We start from the raw sequence: 17,197 nt of genomic DNA, 5'->3' as shown, positions 1-17,197 counted from the left end.
GCGGCACCGGCGCGATCCAGCCGCCCGGCGGCCGTGTCGCGGACCCTCGGGCGCCCTGTGCGGCGCGAGACGCACGGGGCGCGTGAGGAACGCCGTGCGACCGCTCGGACCGGCGCAATCGGCCCCTCAGTGGCCGCCTGGGCGGCACGCCAGGGGCGGCTCCGGGCGCCGGCTGCGCCCGTCCCGTCGCTGGTGATCGGTGCTGCCGCCGCGCGCCGCCCGTGAGGCGTGGTGGTCCACTGGTGCATGTTGTGGCAACGTGTTCTCTCCTGATTCCGCCATCCGGTGGCTGGTCGGCGGCCGTCCCTCCTGCCGTGGTCCGGACGTTCCCCAAGGACAAAGGGGACATCTTCGAGCCAAAGGACGCCTTCACTCGCAGATCACGGTCCGGCAACGCATCCGTAATAGGACGTTGACGACCCCTCTTATCTGGCGTAGAACTACCCCTGCGGTTGAGTGGGCGTTTCATCTTGGTGACTTCTGTTGGAATCGGTTGGGCCAACAAGCCTCCGGAAGACACCCACGGACCAGCGTTCCGTCTACGCCGCGGAACGACCACACACACATGGAGGCACCATGTCGGATGTCGACTCGTCGGGCAGCACTGAGATCGGGATGTCGCCGACTCGTAGGAATCTGCTCAGGGGCGCGGCCGGGGCAGCCGGTCTCGCCGTAGTGTCCGGCGGTCTGCTGACGGCCTGCAGCGACGACAAGAAGTCGAGCAAGCCCAGTAGTTCGTCAGGCGGCAAGGTCGGGGGCACGGTGACCTTCGGGTCCAACTACTCCGACCCGGCCGCGAAGTCGGCGTTCGCGGCACTGACGTCGGCGGCGACGGCATCGACCAAGGCCCAGATCAAGGTCAACACCGTTGACCACAACACGTTCCAGCAGAACATCACCAGCTATCTGCAGGGCACCCCGGACGACCTGTTCACCTGGTTCGCCGGGTACCGCATGCAGTACTTCGCCGCCCAGGGCCTGGCCGAGCCGATAGACGACGTGTGGGAGAAGATCGGCGGCAACTTCGGTCCCGCGGCCAAGCAGCTCTCCACCGGTCTCGACGGTCACCAGTACCTGGTGCCGATCTACAACTACCCGTGGGTGGTGTTCTACAACAAGTCGGTCTTCAAGGCCAAGGGCTACACCGTCCCCACCACGTGGGACGACTACATCAAGCTGGCCAAGAAGATGAAGGCCGACGGGATCATCCCGATCGCCTTCGCGGACAAGGACGGCTGGCCGGCACTGGGGACCTTCGACATCCTCAACCTGCGCATCAACGGCTACGACTACCACGTCAAGCTGATGAAGCACGAGATCCCCTGGACCGACCAGGGCGTGCACACCGTCTTCCAGCACTGGGCCGAGATGATGCCCTACCTGCAGTCCGGCGCGAACGGCCGGCTGTGGCAGGACGCGGCCAAGGCGCTGGAGACCAAGCAGGCCGGAATGATGTTCCAGGGCACCAACCAGGTCGCCGCGCAGTACGTCACCGACAAGGCGAACCTGGACGACCTGGACTTCTTCACCTTCCCGGCGATCAACCCGCAGTGGGGCCAGGACTACATGGACGCGCCCACCGACGGGTTCATGCTGTCGAAGAAGGCCAAGAACCCCGACGCCGCCAAGGCGATCCTGGAGTACATCGGCAGCGGCGCCGCCGAGGCCGAGTACCTCAAGACCGACCAGTGGGACGTCGGCCTGGCCAACGGCCTGCAGGTGCCGACGTACAACGCGATCCAGAAGAAGTCGGTCGAGGAGATCGGCAAGTGCAAGGCGGTGGCGCAGTTCATGGACCGCGACGCCGACCCCGCGATGGCGACCGCCATGATCTCCATCATCCAGAAGTTCATCGACGACCCCAGCACGGGCAACATCGCGACGCTGCAGAAGTCCGCGGAATCCCAGGCGAAGGCGATCTACTCCTGATGAGTTCCACCTCTCAGACGCACACCCCGGCAGCGGCACCGGCCAAGACCCCCGTGGTCAAGGCCGGCCGCCGCCGGGGCGCGCGCAGACTGACCGGCCGCGACCGCATAGTTGTCGCCGTCCTGCTGGGCATCCCGCTGCTGCTGGACCTGGCGTTCGTATGGTTCCCGGCGATCGGCACGGTGCTGCTGTCGTTCACCAAGTGGAACGGCGTGGGCAGCCTGCACACCAAATCCTGCGTCCCGAACATGCCGTCGATCCTCAACAACGGCTGTGTGTACGGCGTGCAGAACTACCACCAGGCCGCCACGATCTACCCCGAGTTCTGGCCCGCGGTACGGCACAACCTGATCTGGCTGGCCGTGTTCGTGGTGATCGCCACCCCGCTCGGCATGCTCTTCGCGGTCGTCATCGACCGCGGCATCCGCGGCAGCCGGATGTACCAGTCGATCCTGTTCCTGCCCGTCATGCTCTCGCTGGCCCTGGTCGGCATCATCTGGGAGTTCATGTACTCGCAGAACTTCGGGCTGATCAACACCGTCATCCACCGCAACGGCGACAGCAACGCCATCGACTGGCTGGGCAATCCGCATCTGAACCTGTGGGCGGTGCTGGTCGAGGCCACCTGGCGGCAAGCCGGATACGTCATGGTGCTCTATCTGGCCGGCCTCAAGGCCGTCGACCCCAGCCTGCGCGAGGCGGCCCTGGTGGACGGCGCCAACGCCTGGCAGACCTTCTGGCGCGTGGTCTTCCCCGTGATGCGGCCGATCAACATCGTCATCATGGTGGTGACCGTCATCGAGTCGCTGCGCGCCTTCGACCTGGTCTACATCACCAACAAGGGCATCAACGGCCTCGAACTGCTCTCGGTACTGGTCACCTCCAACATCGTCGGCGAGACCCAGCGCGTCGGCTTCGGCTCGGCGCTCGGCGTCGTCCTGCTGATGATCTCCCTGGTGCCGATCTCCATCTTCCTGTACCAGACGTTCAGCCGTGAGGAATCGCGATGACCACCGACACCCTGACCCGGCGAACGTCGCGTCCCGAGCAGCCCGCCGCCGGTGGCCCGCGCAAACCGAAGCCCTGGGGCCAGATCGCCTCGCAGGTCTTCCTGATCAGCGCCTCGGTGCTGTGGCTGCTGCCGATCGCGTTCGCGCTGTACGTGGCCCTGCGCCCGTACTCCGAGACCCGCAAGTACGGCTATGTCTCGATGCCGCACAGCTTCACGCTGAAGAACTTCAGCGAGGCGTGGACGCAGTCGGACATGCTGCACTTCTTCTGGAACTCCGTGATGATCACGGTGCCCGCGGTGATCATCGTCCTCGCGCTGGCCTCCGGTGTGGCCTTCGTGCTGACCCGGGTCAACAGCAGGCTCAACATCGCGCTGCTGATCCTGTTCACCGCGGGCAACCTGCTCCCGCAGCAGGTCATCATCACCCCGCTGTACCGGATCTACCTCAAGATCACGCTGCCGCACTTCCTGAGCAGCAGCGGCCTGATGTACAACTCGATCTTCGGTCTCGTCACCATCAACGTGGCCTTCCAGCTCGGCTTCTGCGTCTTCGTGCTGAGCAACTACATGAAGTCGATCCCGGGCGAGATGTACGAGGCCGCGCTGGTGGACGGCGCGACGCTGTGGACCCGGTTCTGGAAGCTCACCATCCCGCTGTGCCGTCCGGCGCTCGCGGCGCTGGCGACGCTGCTGACCACCTGGATCTACAACGACTTCTTCTGGGCCATCACCCTGATGTCCAGCGGCGACAAGCGGCCGGTCACCTCCGCGCTGGCCAATCTCCAGGGCCAGTTCGTGAGCAACCAGAACCTCATCGCGGCCGCCGCGATGATCGCCGCGATCCCCACGCTGGTCGTCTACATCCTGCTCCAGAAGCAGTTCATCGCCGGTCTCTCGCTCGGCAGCAGCAAGGGCTGAACCCGTACCTTCGCAACGCCGGGTACATCGCTCCACACATTCATACTCCTGAACCGAAGCCGCGGTCCGGTCTCCTGACACCAGGGTGCCGACCGCGGCTTTGTCATGCCGTGGCGGCGGAAGATCCGTTCAACCACTTGACCCCGGAGCAAGGGGAGTTCTAGCGTCGCGTTTTCCAGGATGTAGACGCTGTTCCTACTTGTGAACGGAGAGTGTGGCGATGAGCAAGCCCAGAAGCCACCGACGCATGCTTCCCCTGACCGCACTGGCGGTCACGCTCGCCGCCGCGTCCACCGGGCTGACCGCGTGCGGCGGAGGTGATTCGGGAGGCGGCTCGGCGACGGGGCCGCTCAAGGTGTGGGTCCGCGGCGCGGGCGACTCGGGGAAGGCCTACGGCAAGGTCTTCGACGGCTTCACGAAGCAGACCGGGATCAAGGTCGAACTCTTCATGACCAACACCGACTTCGAGACCAAGCTCAACGCCGCCGCCGCTGCCCACAAGCTGCCCGACGTGGTGATCGACGACGGGGCGCAGCTCGGCACGTTCAAGAACCAGGGCATCATCACCGAGGTCGACAAGTCCAAGGTCGGCGGCAACGCCCAGGTGAGCGCGGCCGCCTGGAAGTCCGTCACCGACAACGAGGGCAAGACCTACGGCGTGCCGTACTCCGCCCAGGCCAACGTCCTGCTGGTGCGCACCGACTGGCTGAAGAAGGTCGGCATGCAGCCGCCGAAGACCTGGGACGACCTGGAGAAGGTCGCCAAGGCGTTCACCACCCAGGACCCGGACGGCAACGGCAAGAACGACACCTACGGCTTGGACGTCCCCGGCTCCACCCAGCGCGGCTATCTGTCCTGGTACTGGTCGAACTTCCTCTACCAGGCGGGCGGCAGCTTCCTCCAGCCGTCCGGCTCCGGCGGCTTCACCTCCGCCATCGGCTCGCCCGAGGCCGTCACCGCCGCCGACTTCCTCAAGAAGCTGTACTGCACCGACAAGGTCGTCCAGCCCGGCGCGCTCAACAACGTCACCACCGACACCAACAAGGCGTTCCAGACCGGCGTCGCCGGTATGTACCTCACCGGGCCGTACGCCTACGCCACCACCGACGCCACCGCGGTCAAGGGCAAGTACACCGCCATCGCGCCGCCCGCCGGGCCCAAGGGCTCCGGCAGCCTCGCCGAGGGCACCACGATCTACGCCATGGCGGGCTCCCAGCGGTCCGACGACTTCACCAAGTTCGCCTCGTACATGGTCTCCCCGCAGGCCCAGACGACCGGGATGACCGGCGTCCCGACCGCCACCATCGTCCGGCTGCCGATCAACACCACCGTGGACCCGGCGAAGGCGCACGGCGGCGACCCGCGCTGGCAGCTCGCCCAGCAGGTCTACAACGACAGCGGCAGGTACGAACCGGTCAGCGCGCCGGACTGGCAGACGTACCGCAACGACGCGGCCGAGACGCTCAACAAGCTGCTGTCCGGCTGCGGCGACTCCCAGCAGGCGCTGTCGTCGCTGAACGGCCAGTTCAGCTCGCTGCTGAAGAAGTAGGGCGGGGGAGGGGACGGGCGCGGAGACGACGACATGGCAGCACTGACCAGAACAACCCCCGAGTCCCGCCCGGGGCAGGCCCGGCACGGCGCGGGCCCGCGGAAGGCGGCGGGCACCGCGGGCGGCACCGGACGGGCGCCGCGCGGCAGCGCCTGGCGGCGGTCGGCGATCGGCAGGACCGCCACCCCGTGGCTCTTCCTCGCACCCGTCCTGGCCCTCTTCGGCGTCTTCAAGTTCTGGCCGACGGTGTGGGGGATGTACCTCAGCTTCTTCCAGGTACGCCCCTACCTCGGCAACAAGTGGGTCGGCTGGGACAACTTCACCACCGCGCTGCACGATCCGCTGCTGCGCTCCGCCGTCGAGCACACCGTCATCGACGCCCTCGTCACCGTGGCGGCCTCCGCGCTGCTCGGCTTCGGTCTCGCGCTGCTGCTCGAAGGCCCGGCCCGGCACCTGCGGATCCTGCGGACCGTGGCGTTCCTGCCGGTGGTCACCGCCATGGTCGCGGTCGCCGAACTGTGGAACACCCTGCTCTTCCCGGGCAGTTACGGCAGCCTCAACTCGCTGCTGGGCCACCTCGGGATCGGCCCGCAGCCGTTCCTGTCCGACCCCCACTCCTCGCTGGCGTCGGTGATGCTCATCCAGGTCTGGAAGAGCGCCCCCTACGACATGGTGATCTTCGTGGCGGGTCTGGCCGGGATCGACCGGCAGTTGTACGAGGCCGCCGCCATCGACGGCGCCGGCGCCTGGCACCGGCTGCGGCACGTCACCCTGCCCTCGCTGCGCCCGGTGACCACCATCGTGCTGACCCTGGGCATCATCCGCGGCCTGCGGGTCTTCACCGAGATCTACGTCCTCACCGGCGGCGGCCCCGCGGGCTCCACCGAGACCATCGTCACCTACACCTACAAACAAGGCATCCAGAACAACCAGTTGGGCATGGCCTCCGCCGTCTCCACCCTGCTGTTCCTGGTGACCGTCCTGCTGACCTGCCTCACCCTGTGGTGGCGCGGGCGGAGGGAGGCGTGATGAGCGTACCCACCAGCGCACTGGGGCTGCGGATGCCCCGCAGCGGCGCCCTGCGGATCGGCGTACGCGTCCTGCTGTACGCCCTGGTCCTGTTCGTGTTCGCGATGCCGCTGTGGACGATGGTCGCCACCGTCTTCAGCGGGGTCCCGCTCAAGCTCGGCCAAGTATCGGTCGTGCCGCACCAGTTCACCCTGGGCAACCTCAGGGCCGCCTTCCGGTACGGCGTCGGCCGCGGCCTGCTGAACTCCGTGATCGTCACCGGGGTCGGGCTGTTCCTCCAGGTCACCGTCAGCGCCTTCGCCGCCTACGCGCTGGCCCGCAAGAAGTTCCGCGGCCGGGCACTGGTCATGCTCGCCGTGCTCGCCACGATGATGATGCCGGAGGAGGTCATCGCCATCCCGCTGTACCTGGTGCTCGGCAAGGTCCCCGACCCGCTCGGCGGCGGCGACCTGCTGGACTCGTACTCCGGGCTGATCCTGCCCGTCGTCGGCTGGGCGCTGCCGATCTACGTACTCACCGGCTTCATGAAGACCATCCCGCTCGAACTGGAGGAGGCCGCACGCGTCGACGGCGCCAAGGACCTGCGGATCTTCTTCCAGATCATCCTGCCGCTGTGCCGCCCGGCGCTCGGCACCTGCGCGGTCTTCGGCTTCCTGATGATCTGGGACCAGTACCTGCTGCCGCTGCTGGTCGCGCAGAGCCCGCACATGTACACCATGACGCTCGTGGTCACCGGCCTGTCGACCAGTCAGGAACAGTCCGAGGGCGTACGGATGGCCGCGTCGCTGATGCTGATGGTGCCCAGCGTGCTGGTCTACCTGCTGCTGCAGCGGCTCTTCGAACGCGGCATGCTCAACGGCTCGTTGAAGGGGTGACGCGGGGCGCGCCGCGGCAGGGCGAGGGTGGCCGTGGGCCCCGGCTCCGGCTCAGTCGAGGTGGAAGACCTCCTCGGCCGGAGCCCACCACTCACCCTCCGCGGCGCTCTCCACCGGCTGCTGGCACGGGTCGGTCACCGTCCACCACTCGCGGGTGACCGGGTCCTCCGCGATGCCCGCGGTGTCGGCCGCGTAGTCGTCCCCGGAGTACTCCAGGTAGCTGAACAGCAGGCCGTCACGCAGGAAGATCGAGTAGTTGCCGATGTGCGCCTTCTTCAGCGCCGCCAGCACACCGGGCCACACTTCCGCGTGCAACGCGCGGTACTCGGCCTCCTTCTCGGGCCGCAGCCGGATAACCGACGCGAAACGCTGCACCGTTCACCACTTCCCTCCGCCGGGCGGACGCGGCATTGCGCCGGGTCGGCGACACTCTAGATCATGCCTCCCGGCGGGCCGCCGTCTCGTAGCCTTTCGCGGTATGGATGAGGTGTGGCGGTTCCTGGAGTGCGTGCACGCGCCGGTCTACTTCGCACCCGAGGCGCACGCGGCGTACAGCGGCGTCGGTGACGGGCTCAAGGGCTACTGGATGGGGTACTTCGCCTCGCGGTCCGCGGCGTTGGGGGTGGTCCCGGCTCCGGTGGTCACCGCCGCCTTCTACAACTTCGCCGCGGCACGGGTGCACCGCGCGGTGCCGGACTGCTGGAGCCTCGCGACGCCCGGTGAGGTGCTCGACGCACGGCTGGGTGTGGCGCGGCAGGCGCTGCGGCGGCTGCTCGGCGACCTGGCGGACGACGCCGCGGTGGCCGAGGCCGCGGCGCTGGCACGGCGGGCCGTGGACGGCGCCCCGGTCGCGGGACGCGCGCTGTTCGCCGCGCAGGCGGCGGTGCCGACGCCCGACGAGCCGCCGGCGGCGCTGTGGTGGGCGGCCACCGCCCTGCGCGAGTTCCGCGGGGACGGCCATGCCGCCGCCCTCCTGACCGCCGGGATCGACGGCTGCGAGGCCAATGTGCTCACCGTCCAGCTCGGCATGGCGACCGACGAACAGCGGGAGTACCGCGGCTGGACCACCGACGAGTGGGCCGCGGCGACCGACCGGCTGCGTACCCGCGGCTGGCTCGCCGCGGACGGCACGCCGACCGCCGAGGGCCGCGCCGCACGGGACGCCGTCGAGGCCACCACCGAGCGGCTGGCCCGCCCCGGCCTCGCCGCGCTCGGCGACGACGGCACCCGGCGGCTGGCGGACCTGCTGCGCCCGCTCGCCCGCCGCATCGTCGACGGCGGCGGTCTGCCGTTCCCCAACCCCATGGGCATGCCACCGATCGAGGCCGCGGAACCCAGCGCCTGACGCGGACCGCGGAGGGGCCCACGGGATGCGACCAGCGGATTCGAGCGTCTGATCGAGCCGCCCGCGCCGCCGGAGCGCCCCGTTCCGGAGGGGCGGCGACAGCGGGGAAACCGGTCTCATGGGATGCGCGCATTGGGGCCACGCGAGACGTCCTCACGACGTAGTGTGTGCGGGCGAACCCCCTTGGTGAACGCGCGTGTCGCGCCGCGCCAGGCCCGGTACGCGTCCGGGGGGACGAGTGGGCCCGCGGGCCCGTACGCCCTGCGGGCGGGCTCTTAAGCGGTGTCCCGCCCGTCATGAAGTGCCGCGCCGCGCTGGTTCCAGGGGCCCCTCCGGCGCCCCGCCGCCGCGGGTCGGAACGAGGGGGAGTGCCCATGACCACGCACCATCATGTCGGAACGCCACGTCCCAGACCGCGCCGGCGCCTCACGGCGCTGGCCACCACCGCCGCACTGGGCCTCACGGGCCTGGCCGCGGCCACCGCTCCCGCGGCGCACGCCAACGCGCCGGGCACCACCTCCGCCTACGTGGCCAACGCGGGCGACAACACGGTCTCCGTGGTCGACGTCGCCACCGGGAGCGTCACCGCCACCGTCCCCGTCGGCTTCGGCCCGCAGGGCGCCGCGGCCTCCGCCGACGGCACCCGCGTGTACGTCCCGAACATCGGCTCCAACAACGTCTCGGTGATCGACACCGACGGCAACACCGTCGCGGCCACCACGCACGTCGGAGCCAGCCCGACCGCCGTCGCCGTCAGCCCCGACAACTCCCGCCTCTACGTGGTGAACCTGGGCTCCAACTCGGTGTCCGTGATCGACACCGCGACCGACGCGGTCGTCTCCACCATCGCCGTGGGACCGGGTCCCGACGCGGTGGCCGTCACTCCCGACGGCACGCGGGCCTACGTCACCAACAGCGGCGCGGGCGGCAGCGTCTCGGTGATCGACACCGCCACCGACACCGTCTCGGCGACGCTCACCGCGGGCGCGTTCCCGATCGCCGTGGCCGTCAGCCCGGACGGCGCGCACGCCTACGTCGCCAACCTGGTCGACAGCAGTGTCTCGGTGATCGCCACCGCGAGCGACACCGTCACCGCCACCATCCCCACGACGACATCCCCCTACGCGCTGGCCGTCAGCCCGGACGGCGCCCATGTCTACCTCGCCGACTCCACCGCCAACGCGGTGTCGGTGCTGAACACCTCCTCCGGCACCGTCTCGGACGGCATCGCGGTGGGCAGCGGCCCGCAGGGGCTGGCCGTCACACCCGACGGCGGCCGGCTGTACGTCACCAACCTGCACTCCGGGACCGTGTCGGTGGTCGACACCGCCACCTCCACGGTGAGCGCGACCATGCCCGTCGGCAACAGCCCCTCGGGCGTGGCCGTTTCCGTCGCACCGGTGCCGCCGGTGCCCGTACCCGTGGTGACCGCGGTCAGCCCCGCGACGGGTCCGCCCGCGGGCGGCACCACCGTCACCATCTCCGGCAGCCACCTGTCAGGGGCCACCGACGTCACCTTCGGCGCCGGGAACAGCGCCACCGGCGTCGACTGCTCGGACACCTCGTGCACCGCGCACTCCCCGGCGGGCACGGTCGGCACCGTGGACGTCCAGGTCACCACCGCCGGCGGCACCAGCGCGACCGGCGCCGCCGACCGCTTCAGCTACGCCGCCGCCGACGCGGGCGTGACGTTGAAGGCCACCCCCGCCTCCGGACTGCTCGGCGGCCGTATCGACTACACCGTGACCGTCACCGACCACGGCCCCTCCGCCCTGACCTCGGCCACCGTCACCATCCCGCTGTCCTCCCCGCTGCGCGCCACCTCCAGTGACTGCGCGGTCGGCGCGAACAGCGTGACCTGCACCGTCGGCCCGCTGGCCGACGGTGCCCACGCGGCACGCCACTTCAGCGTCCCCGTCGGCCTGCTCAGCCTCAACCTGCCCTACACCGTCACCGCGACCCGTACCGCCAGTGCGCCGGTCGACCTCAACTCCGCCAACGACCGTGCCACCCGTACCTGCACGGTGCTCACCTCGCTGCTGATCAGCTGCGACTGAGCGGCGCCGGCCGTGGACGTGACCGCACCACCGCGTGCGGTCACGACCGCGGCCGCCCGTCCCGCGCCCTACTGCGGCGGCGGCGCCGTGCTCTCCCGCACCACCAGCCGGGTGGGGACCAGGGTGGTGCCGCGCTCCGGCTCGTCGCTGCGGATCTGCCGCAGCACACTGTCCACGCACCGGCGGCCGACCTCGGCGAAGTCCTGCCGTACGGTCGTCAGCGGCGGCACCAGCGAGGCCGACTCGGCCAGGTCGTCGAAGCCCACCACGCTGACATCGCCCGGAACGGACCTGCCGCGCTCGTGCAGCGCGCGCAGCACGCCGATCGCCATCTGGTCGTTGGCGACGAAGACCGCCGTGCACCCCGGGTCGGCGGCGAGGCGCCGTCCCGCGCGGTAGCCGGACTCCGCCGACCAGTCGCCGCGCAGCAGTTCCGGCACCTCGCACCCCGCCGCCTCCAGCGTCGACCGCCAGGAGTCCACCCGCCGCTCGGCGGCGAACGACTCCTCGGGCCCCGCCACGTGCCACACCGTCCGGTGCCCGAGGTCCAGCAGGTGCTGTACGGCCGCTCGCGAGCCGCCGCTCTGGTCGGTGTCGACCACGCAGTAGCGGTCACCGGCGTTGGAGTCCACCACGACCACCTGGGCGTGCGGCGGCAGCGAGACCGTCGCCGCGTCCAGCAGGTGCACCTCCATGATCACGATGATGCCGTCCACGGCCAGCTCTCCCAGCCGGGTGAAGGCGCCGCGCACGCCGTCCTGGGTGGGGACGGCCACCGGGAGCAGGGTCGTCGCGTACCCCTCGTGCGCCGCCGACGAGGCGACGGCCTCCAGCGTGCGCATGTTGCCCGTCGTGGAGAGGTTGAACAGTACGACGCCGAGGGTGCGGAACTCCCCGCTCTTGAGGGCGCGCGCCGCGCTGTTGGGCCGGTAGCCCAGCTCCTTCATGGCGGCCAGCACCTGCTGCCGGGTCGCGTCGACGACCCCGGGGAAGCCGTTGGAGACCCGGGAGACGGTCTGCGACGAGACGCCGGCCAGCTGTGCGACATCCGCCATGGACGCGCCGCGCCGGCGCCGTGTCCCCGTGCCTGACCCGCCGCCCGCCGTGCCGCCGACGCCGTCCCGCGCACTGTCGCCGATGCCGTTCACGCGCCTCTCGCACCTCACTGTCACCCCGCTCGGCCGCAGGTCCGGCCGCTGGTCACAGCAGTGTAGGCACCTACGCCGCGGCGGGCGGCTCAGTCCCGCGGGAGACGGTCCGCCGCCGCGGCCCAGCGGGCGGTGCCGCCGCCCGGCTCGTAGCGGCGCAGCCGCTGGGTAGCGGCCACCAGCCGCCGCATGGCGGGCAGATCGCCGACGAGGCCGTGCGCGCGGGCCTGGACCAGGATGTTGCCCAGGGCCGTCGCCTCGGCCGGGCCCGCGATCACCGGCAGCCCGGTGGCCTCCGCGGTGAAGCGGCACAGCAGCGCGTTGCGGCTGCCGCCGCCGACGAGGTGGATGTGCGTGACGTCGCGGTCGGCCAGCTCGGCGGCCCGGCGCAGCACCCGGCGGTGGGCCAGCGCGAGGCTCTCCAGCACGCAGCGCACCACCGCGCCCCGGTCGGCGGGCGGCCGCTGCCCGGTACGGACGCAGAAGGCGCGGATCGCGGCGGGCATGTCGGCGGGCGCCAGGAACTCCGGCGCCTCCGCGTCCACCAGCGCGGCGAACGGCTCGGCGTCCGCCGCTTCGTCCAGCAGCGCCGCCAGCTCCGTCGGCTGCCCCTGCGCGGCCCAGGCTCGGCGGCACTCCTCCAGCAGCCACATGCCCATGATGTTGCGCAGGTAGCGGACGGTGCCGTCGACACCGCGCTCGTTGGTGAAGTTCGCGGCGCGCGACGCCTCGCCGAGCACGGGCGCGTCCAGTTCCAGACCGGCGAGCGACCAGGTGCCGCACGAGATGTACGCGGCGCCCGGCGCGGTCGCGGGCACGGCGGCCACCGCGGACGCGGTGTCGTGCGAGGCGACGGCGGTGACCGGCGTGCCGGGCGCGAGGCCGGTGGCGGCGGCGATCCGCGGCAGCAGCGTGCCCACCCGGGAGCCCGGCTCCCGCAGCGGCGGCAGCAGCCCGGGATCGAGGCCGATCCGCCCGGCCAGCTCCCGCGACCAGGCGCCGGTCCGCGCGTCGAGCAGCCCGGTGGTGGAGGCGTTGGTGACCTCGGCCCCGATCTCGCCGGTCAGCCGGTGTCCGAGCAGGTCGGGCATGAGCAACAGCGTGCGGGCGGCGGCCAGTTGGGCGCTGCCGCGGGCGGCGGCGAGCTGGAAGACGGTGTTGAACGGCAGATGCTGCAGGCCGTTGAGCGCATACAGCTCCCGGGCGCCGATCTCGTCCCGCACCCGCTCGGCGACGCCCGCCGTCCGCGCGTCCCGGTAGTGGTACGGCAGCCCCAGCAGCGCGCCGTCGGCGTCGAGCAGGCCGTAGTCCACCGCCCAGCTGTCGATTCCCACCGAGGCCACCCCGCCCGCCCGCCCCGCCGCCCGCAAGCCCTCCATGACGCCCCGGACGAGCGCGGGCAGGTCCCAGTGCAGCCCGCTCGGCAGCCGCACCGGCCCGTTCCCGAACCGGTTCACCTCCCTGAGCTCCATCTCCCCCCGACCCACCCGCCCCACGATCACGCGCCCACTCGTCGCCCCGAGATCGACAGCGGCAAACGCCGCACTGTGCGGCTTCGGCGAGTTGCCGTTCATACGTCTCCTTCTCCAGGCACCGGACGTGCCCCGTTAGGGGCGCGGGGACGCGGGCTGCGCTTGCGGTGATCCAGGCACCGGACGTGCCCCGTTAGGGGCGCGGGGAACTGCGCGCTCAGCCCCCACCGACCGGTGGTCGGGAAACAACGCGTCTGCCCCATTGGGGCCGGTGGTGACCTGCAGGAGCGCGACGGCTGGTCGCGCAGTTCCCCGCGCCCCTTCGGGGCTCGACCTCTTCCGCAAGCGCAGCGCGCTTCAGCGCAGGAAGGCGGCCGCGACGCCCGCGTCGACGGGGATGAGGAGCCCGGTGGTGTGGGTGAGGTCGCCGCCGGTGAGGGCGAAGACGGCGGCAGCGACGTGTTCGGGGAGCACCTCCCGTTTGAGAAGCGTGCGCGCAGCGTAGAACTCTCCGAGCCGCTCCTCCTCGATGCCGTACGTCGCCGCGCGCTGCGCGCCCCAGCCGCCGGCGAAGATGCCGGAGCCGCGTACGACCCCGTCGGGGTTGACGCCGTTGACGCGGATCTGGTGCTCGCCCAACTCGGCGGCGAGCAGCCGCACTTGGTGTGCCTGGTCGGCTTTGGTCGCGGAGTAGGCGACATTGTTCGGCCCGGCGAAGACCGCGTTCTTGGAGGCGATGTAGACGATGTCGCCGCCGAGGCCCTGCGCGGTCATGACGCGGGCCGCCTCCCGGGAGACCAGGAAGGAGCCGCGGGCCATCACGGAGTGCTGCAGGTCCCAGTCATCGGCGGTGGTCTCCAGCAGCGGCCGCGACAGCGAGATGCCCGCGTTGTTCACCACCAGGTCGACGCCGCCGAAAGCCAGCAGCGCCGCGTCGAAGGCCGCGGCGATCTGCCGCTCGGAGGTGACGTCGACGCCGACGGCAACCGCCGTGTCGGGGCCGCCCAGTTCACGGGCGACGCCCTCGGCTGCGGGCACGTCCCGGTCGGCCACCACCACGCAGGCGCCCGCCGCCGCCAGCCGGTGCGCGATGGCCTTCCCGATACCGGAGGCGGCGCCGGTGACCAGCGCGATCCGGGTCGCCAGCGGCCTGGGCGGCGGCATCCGCCGCAGCTTGGCCTCCTCGAGCTCCCAGTACTCGATCCGGAACTTCTCGGCTTCCTCGATCGGCCGGTACGACGAGACCGCCTCGGCGCCGCGCATCACGTTGATCGCGTTGACGTAGAACTCCCCGGCGACCCGGGCGGTCTGCTTGTCCCTGCCGTAGCTGAACATCCCGACGCCCGGGACGAGGACGACCGCCGGATCGGCGCCGCGCATGGCGGGGGAGCCGGGCGTGGCGTGCCGTTCGTAGTAGGCGGCGTACTCCGCGCGGTAGGCGGTGTGCAGTTCCCGCAGCCGCGCCACCGCCTGTTCCAGCGGCACGTCGGCGGGCAGGTCGAGCAGCATCGGGCGCACCTTGGTGCGCAGGAAGTGGTCGGGACACGAGGTGCCGAGCGCGACCAGCCGCGGGTGCTCGGCGCGGGAGAGGAAGTCCAGGACGGCGGGTGAGTCGGTGAAGTGGCCCACCTGGGGCCGGTCCTGGGAGGCGAGGGCGCGCAGCACCGGGGCGAGCGCGGCGGCGCGCTCGCGGCGCAGCTCCTCGGGCAGCGGCTCGCGGCCCGGCAGCGCCGCGCCGAACGGGTCGGCCTTGCCGCGCTGCCGCAGGAAGGTCTCGGCGGTGCGGATGACGTAGAGCGAGTTGCGCTCGCACTCCTCGGAGGTGTCGCCCCACGCCGTGATGCCGTGCCCGCCGAGCACGCACCCCACCGCACGCGGGTTGGCGCGCTTGGCGGCGGCGATGTCCAGGCCGAGCTGGAAGCCGGGGCGGCGCCACGGCACCCAGACGACCCGGTCGCCGAAGCACTCCTTGGTGAGCGCCTCGCCGTCGGCGGCGCAGGCCAGCGCGATACCGGAGTCCGGGTGCAGATGGTCGACGTGCGCGGCGTCGACCAGGCCGTGCATCGCGGTGTCGATGGACGGGGCCGCGCCGCCCCTGCCGTGCAGGCAGTAGTCGAACGCGGCGACCATCTCGTCCTCCCGCGCGACCCCCGGATACACCTCGGCGAGCGCCCGCAGCCGGTCGAGCCGCAGCACGGCGAGCCCGGGCCCGGTGAGGGTGCCCAGGTCGCCGCCCGAGCCCTTCACCCACATCAGCTCGGTGCCGGCGCCGGTGACCGGGTCGGTGGCGACGCCCTTCGCGGAGGTGTTGCCGCCCGCGTAGTTGGTGTTGCGGGGGTCGGAACCGAGCCGGTGCGAGCGCTCCAGCAGCGCGCCGACCGTCTCGGCGTCGGGGCGGGGGACGGAAGCCATGAGTGCGGGTCCTTTGCGGTACGGCGGCGGGCACGGACGATCGGACGGGCGCGGACGGAGGGCGCGGACGAACGGGCGCGGACAGGTGGGACGGCAGCGGAAGCGGGTGCGGCCTAGGCGCCCCAGCCCGCCTGGGTGCCACCCACCCGCTCCGCGGCGATCCGCTCGGCGTGCCCGGTGGCCCGGTAGGCGGCCATGGGGTCGGGGTGCAGGCCCATCTCCTGGCGGATCTCGGCGAGCAGCGGGCGGACGTCGGTGTTGTAGGCGTCCATCAGCACACCGTTGGCGCCGAGTACGTCGCCGGAGCGCTGGGCGGCGGTCAGCGCGGCGGCGTCGACGAGCAGCGCCTTGGCGGTGGCCTCCTGCACGTTCATCACCGAGCGGATGATCGCGGGGATCTTCGCCTCGATGTTGTGGCACTGGTCGAGCATGAAGGCCACGCCCGTCTCCGGTGCCAGGCCGCCGTTCTTGACGACCTCGTGCATGATCCGGAAGAGCTGGAACGGGTCCGCGGAGCCGACCATCAGGTCGTCGTCGGCGTAGAAGCGGGAGTTGAAGTCGAACCCGCCGAGCTTTCCCTCGCGCAGCAGGAAGGCGACGATGAACTCGATGTTGGTGCCGGGCGCGTGGTGCCCGGTGTCGACCACCACCCGCGCCTTCGGTCCGAGTTTCAGGCAGTGGGCGTAGGAGGTGCCCCAGTCCGGCACGTCGGTGGTGTAGAAGGCCGGTTCGAAGAGCTTGTACTCCAGCAGCATCCGCTGGTCGTCGCCGAGCCGCTCGTAGACCTCGGCCAGCGCCTGCGCCAGCCGGTCCTGGCGGGCGGTGATGTCGTCCTGGCCCGGGTAGTTGGTGCCGTCGGCGAACCACAGCTTCAGGTCGCGCGAGCCGGTGGCGTCCATGATGTCGACGCACTCCAGCAGATGGCCGACCGCCTTGCGGCGTACCGCGCTGTCGGCGTGGGTGACCGACCCGAGCTTGTAGTCGTCGTCCTGGAAGACGTTGGCGTTGATGGCCCCCAGCGCCAGACCGCGGTCCCGCGCGTACTTCGCCAGCGCCGCGTAGTCGCCGACCCGGTCCCACGGGATGTGCAGCGACACCACGGGCGCGACACCGGTCGCCGCGTGCACCCGGGCCGCGTCGTCCAGCTTCTCGTACGGGTCACGGGGCACACCCTGCTGCCGGAACACCTTGAAACGGGTGCCCGAGTTGCCGTACGCCCACGACGGCGTCTCGATCCGCTGGGACTTCAGCGCCGCCTTCACCGCGGCCGACCGGTCTGTCATGGCAACCTCTGTGAATCGTTTCATTTAGCGGTCACCCTAGGGGTGGCGCTGACCTGTGTCAATGACTCCTGAGCGGGGAAAGGTTCCGCCAAAGGTCGGGCGGTGAAGTCTTGACGCCCTGAATGGACCGGGGCTACGGTCCCGGCAACTCGATTGAAACAATTCACC

13 protein-coding genes are annotated in these 17,197 nt (G+C 70.9%); 8 read left to right on the top strand and 5 right to left on the bottom strand.

What is annotated here, in order from left to right:
- The first annotated feature begins 615 nt into the window (after window positions 1-615).
- From AB0M29_RS23415 to AB0M29_RS23390, 6 genes are all read left to right on the top strand, one after another.
- Entirely contained in the window at window positions 616-1,929 is a 1,314-nt protein-coding gene (locus AB0M29_RS23415; RefSeq protein WP_365385661.1) for an extracellular solute-binding protein, read from the top strand.
- A complete protein-coding gene (locus AB0M29_RS23410; RefSeq protein WP_365385548.1) occupies window positions 1,929-2,939 on the top strand; it encodes a sugar ABC transporter permease in 1,011 nt (336 codons plus the stop codon). The genes AB0M29_RS23415 and AB0M29_RS23410 overlap by 1 nt, the downstream gene beginning before the upstream one ends.
- Entirely contained in the window at window positions 2,936-3,859 is a 924-nt protein-coding gene (locus AB0M29_RS23405) for a carbohydrate ABC transporter permease (RefSeq protein ID WP_365385545.1), read from the top strand. The genes AB0M29_RS23410 and AB0M29_RS23405 overlap by 4 nt, the downstream gene beginning before the upstream one ends.
- Window positions 3,860-4,079: 220 nt before the next feature.
- Window positions 4,080-5,408, top strand: coding sequence for a sugar ABC transporter substrate-binding protein (locus AB0M29_RS23400; protein ID WP_365385543.1), 1,329 nt, complete (start codon window positions 4,080-4,082; stop codon window positions 5,406-5,408).
- A gap of 33 nt (window positions 5,409-5,441) precedes the next feature.
- Entirely contained in the window at window positions 5,442-6,437 is a 996-nt protein-coding gene (locus AB0M29_RS23395) for a sugar ABC transporter permease (RefSeq protein ID WP_365385541.1), read from the top strand.
- On the top strand, window positions 6,437-7,312 hold the full coding sequence (locus tag AB0M29_RS23390) for a carbohydrate ABC transporter permease (protein ID WP_365385539.1): 876 nt from the start codon (window positions 6,437-6,439) through the stop codon (window positions 7,310-7,312). Before AB0M29_RS23395 ends, AB0M29_RS23390 begins: the two co-directional genes overlap by 1 nt.
- Window positions 7,313-7,363: 51 nt before the next feature.
- On the opposite strand, the gene AB0M29_RS23385 is transcribed toward AB0M29_RS23390, so the two are convergent.
- On the bottom strand, window positions 7,364-7,687 hold the full coding sequence (locus AB0M29_RS23385; protein ID WP_365385536.1) for an L-rhamnose mutarotase: 324 nt from the start codon (window positions 7,685-7,687) through the stop codon (window positions 7,364-7,366).
- 103 nt (window positions 7,688-7,790) lie between these two features.
- On the opposite strand from AB0M29_RS23385, the gene AB0M29_RS23380 reads away from it, so the two are divergent.
- Window positions 7,791-8,657, top strand: coding sequence for a hypothetical protein (locus AB0M29_RS23380; RefSeq protein WP_365385535.1), 867 nt, complete (start codon window positions 7,791-7,793; stop codon window positions 8,655-8,657).
- A gap of 374 nt (window positions 8,658-9,031) precedes the next feature.
- On the top strand, window positions 9,032-10,714 hold the full coding sequence (locus tag AB0M29_RS23375; RefSeq protein WP_365385533.1) for a beta-propeller fold lactonase family protein: 1,683 nt from the start codon (window positions 9,032-9,034) through the stop codon (window positions 10,712-10,714).
- A 68-nt stretch (window positions 10,715-10,782) separates the two neighbouring features.
- Here AB0M29_RS23375 and AB0M29_RS23370 read toward each other — a convergent pair whose 3' ends face one another.
- The 4 genes from AB0M29_RS23370 to rhaI form a co-directional block, all read right to left on the bottom strand.
- Window positions 10,783-11,769 (bottom strand): LacI family DNA-binding transcriptional regulator, encoded by a 987-nt coding sequence (locus AB0M29_RS23370; protein ID WP_365385531.1) that lies wholly within the window; start codon window positions 11,767-11,769, stop codon window positions 10,783-10,785.
- A 182-nt stretch (window positions 11,770-11,951) separates the two neighbouring features.
- The gene (locus tag AB0M29_RS23365) at window positions 11,952-13,436 is read right to left on the bottom strand and encodes a rhamnulokinase family protein (RefSeq protein ID WP_365385529.1); all 1,485 of its coding nucleotides are present in this window, start codon (window positions 13,434-13,436) and stop codon (window positions 11,952-11,954) included.
- A gap of 255 nt (window positions 13,437-13,691) precedes the next feature.
- Window positions 13,692-15,746, bottom strand: coding sequence for a bifunctional aldolase/short-chain dehydrogenase (locus AB0M29_RS23360; RefSeq protein WP_365385526.1), 2,055 nt, complete (start codon window positions 15,744-15,746; stop codon window positions 13,692-13,694).
- A gap of 113 nt (window positions 15,747-15,859) precedes the next feature.
- The gene (rhaI, locus tag AB0M29_RS23355; RefSeq protein ID WP_365385523.1) at window positions 15,860-17,029 is read right to left on the bottom strand and encodes an L-rhamnose isomerase; all 1,170 of its coding nucleotides are present in this window, start codon (window positions 17,027-17,029) and stop codon (window positions 15,860-15,862) included.
- Window positions 17,030-17,197: the final 168 nt, after the last annotated feature.

The organism is Streptomyces sp. NPDC051976, from assembly GCF_040680795.1.
Lineage (GTDB): Bacteria > Actinomycetota > Actinomycetes > Streptomycetales > Streptomycetaceae > Actinacidiphila.
This window is presented reverse-complemented; position numbering and strand designations above follow the sequence as displayed.

Coding starts and splice junctions, on each gene's coding strand:
- AB0M29_RS23410 (WP_365385548.1), top strand. CDS start 1,929: ATGAGTTCCACCTCTCAGACGCACACCCCGGCAGCGGCACCGGCCAAG.
- AB0M29_RS23405 (WP_365385545.1), top strand. CDS start 2,936: ATGACCACCGACACCCTGACCCGGCGAACGTCGCGTCCCGAGCAGCCC.
- AB0M29_RS23380 (WP_365385535.1), top strand. CDS start 7,791: ATGGATGAGGTGTGGCGGTTCCTGGAGTGCGTGCACGCGCCGGTCTAC.
- AB0M29_RS23395 (WP_365385541.1), top strand. CDS start 5,442: ATGGCAGCACTGACCAGAACAACCCCCGAGTCCCGCCCGGGGCAGGCC.
- rhaI (WP_365385523.1), bottom strand. CDS start 17,029: ATGACAGACCGGTCGGCCGCGGTGAAGGCGGCGCTGAAGTCCCAGCGG.
- AB0M29_RS23370 (WP_365385531.1), bottom strand. CDS start 11,769: ATGGCGGATGTCGCACAGCTGGCCGGCGTCTCGTCGCAGACCGTCTCC.
- AB0M29_RS23390 (WP_365385539.1), top strand. CDS start 6,437: ATGAGCGTACCCACCAGCGCACTGGGGCTGCGGATGCCCCGCAGCGGC.
- AB0M29_RS23400 (WP_365385543.1), top strand. CDS start 4,080: ATGAGCAAGCCCAGAAGCCACCGACGCATGCTTCCCCTGACCGCACTG.
- AB0M29_RS23360 (WP_365385526.1), bottom strand. CDS start 15,746: ATGGCTTCCGTCCCCCGCCCCGACGCCGAGACGGTCGGCGCGCTGCTG.
- AB0M29_RS23365 (WP_365385529.1), bottom strand. CDS start 13,436: ATGAACGGCAACTCGCCGAAGCCGCACAGTGCGGCGTTTGCCGCTGTC.
- AB0M29_RS23375 (WP_365385533.1), top strand. CDS start 9,032: ATGACCACGCACCATCATGTCGGAACGCCACGTCCCAGACCGCGCCGG.
- AB0M29_RS23415 (WP_365385661.1), top strand. CDS start 616: ATGTCGCCGACTCGTAGGAATCTGCTCAGGGGCGCGGCCGGGGCAGCC.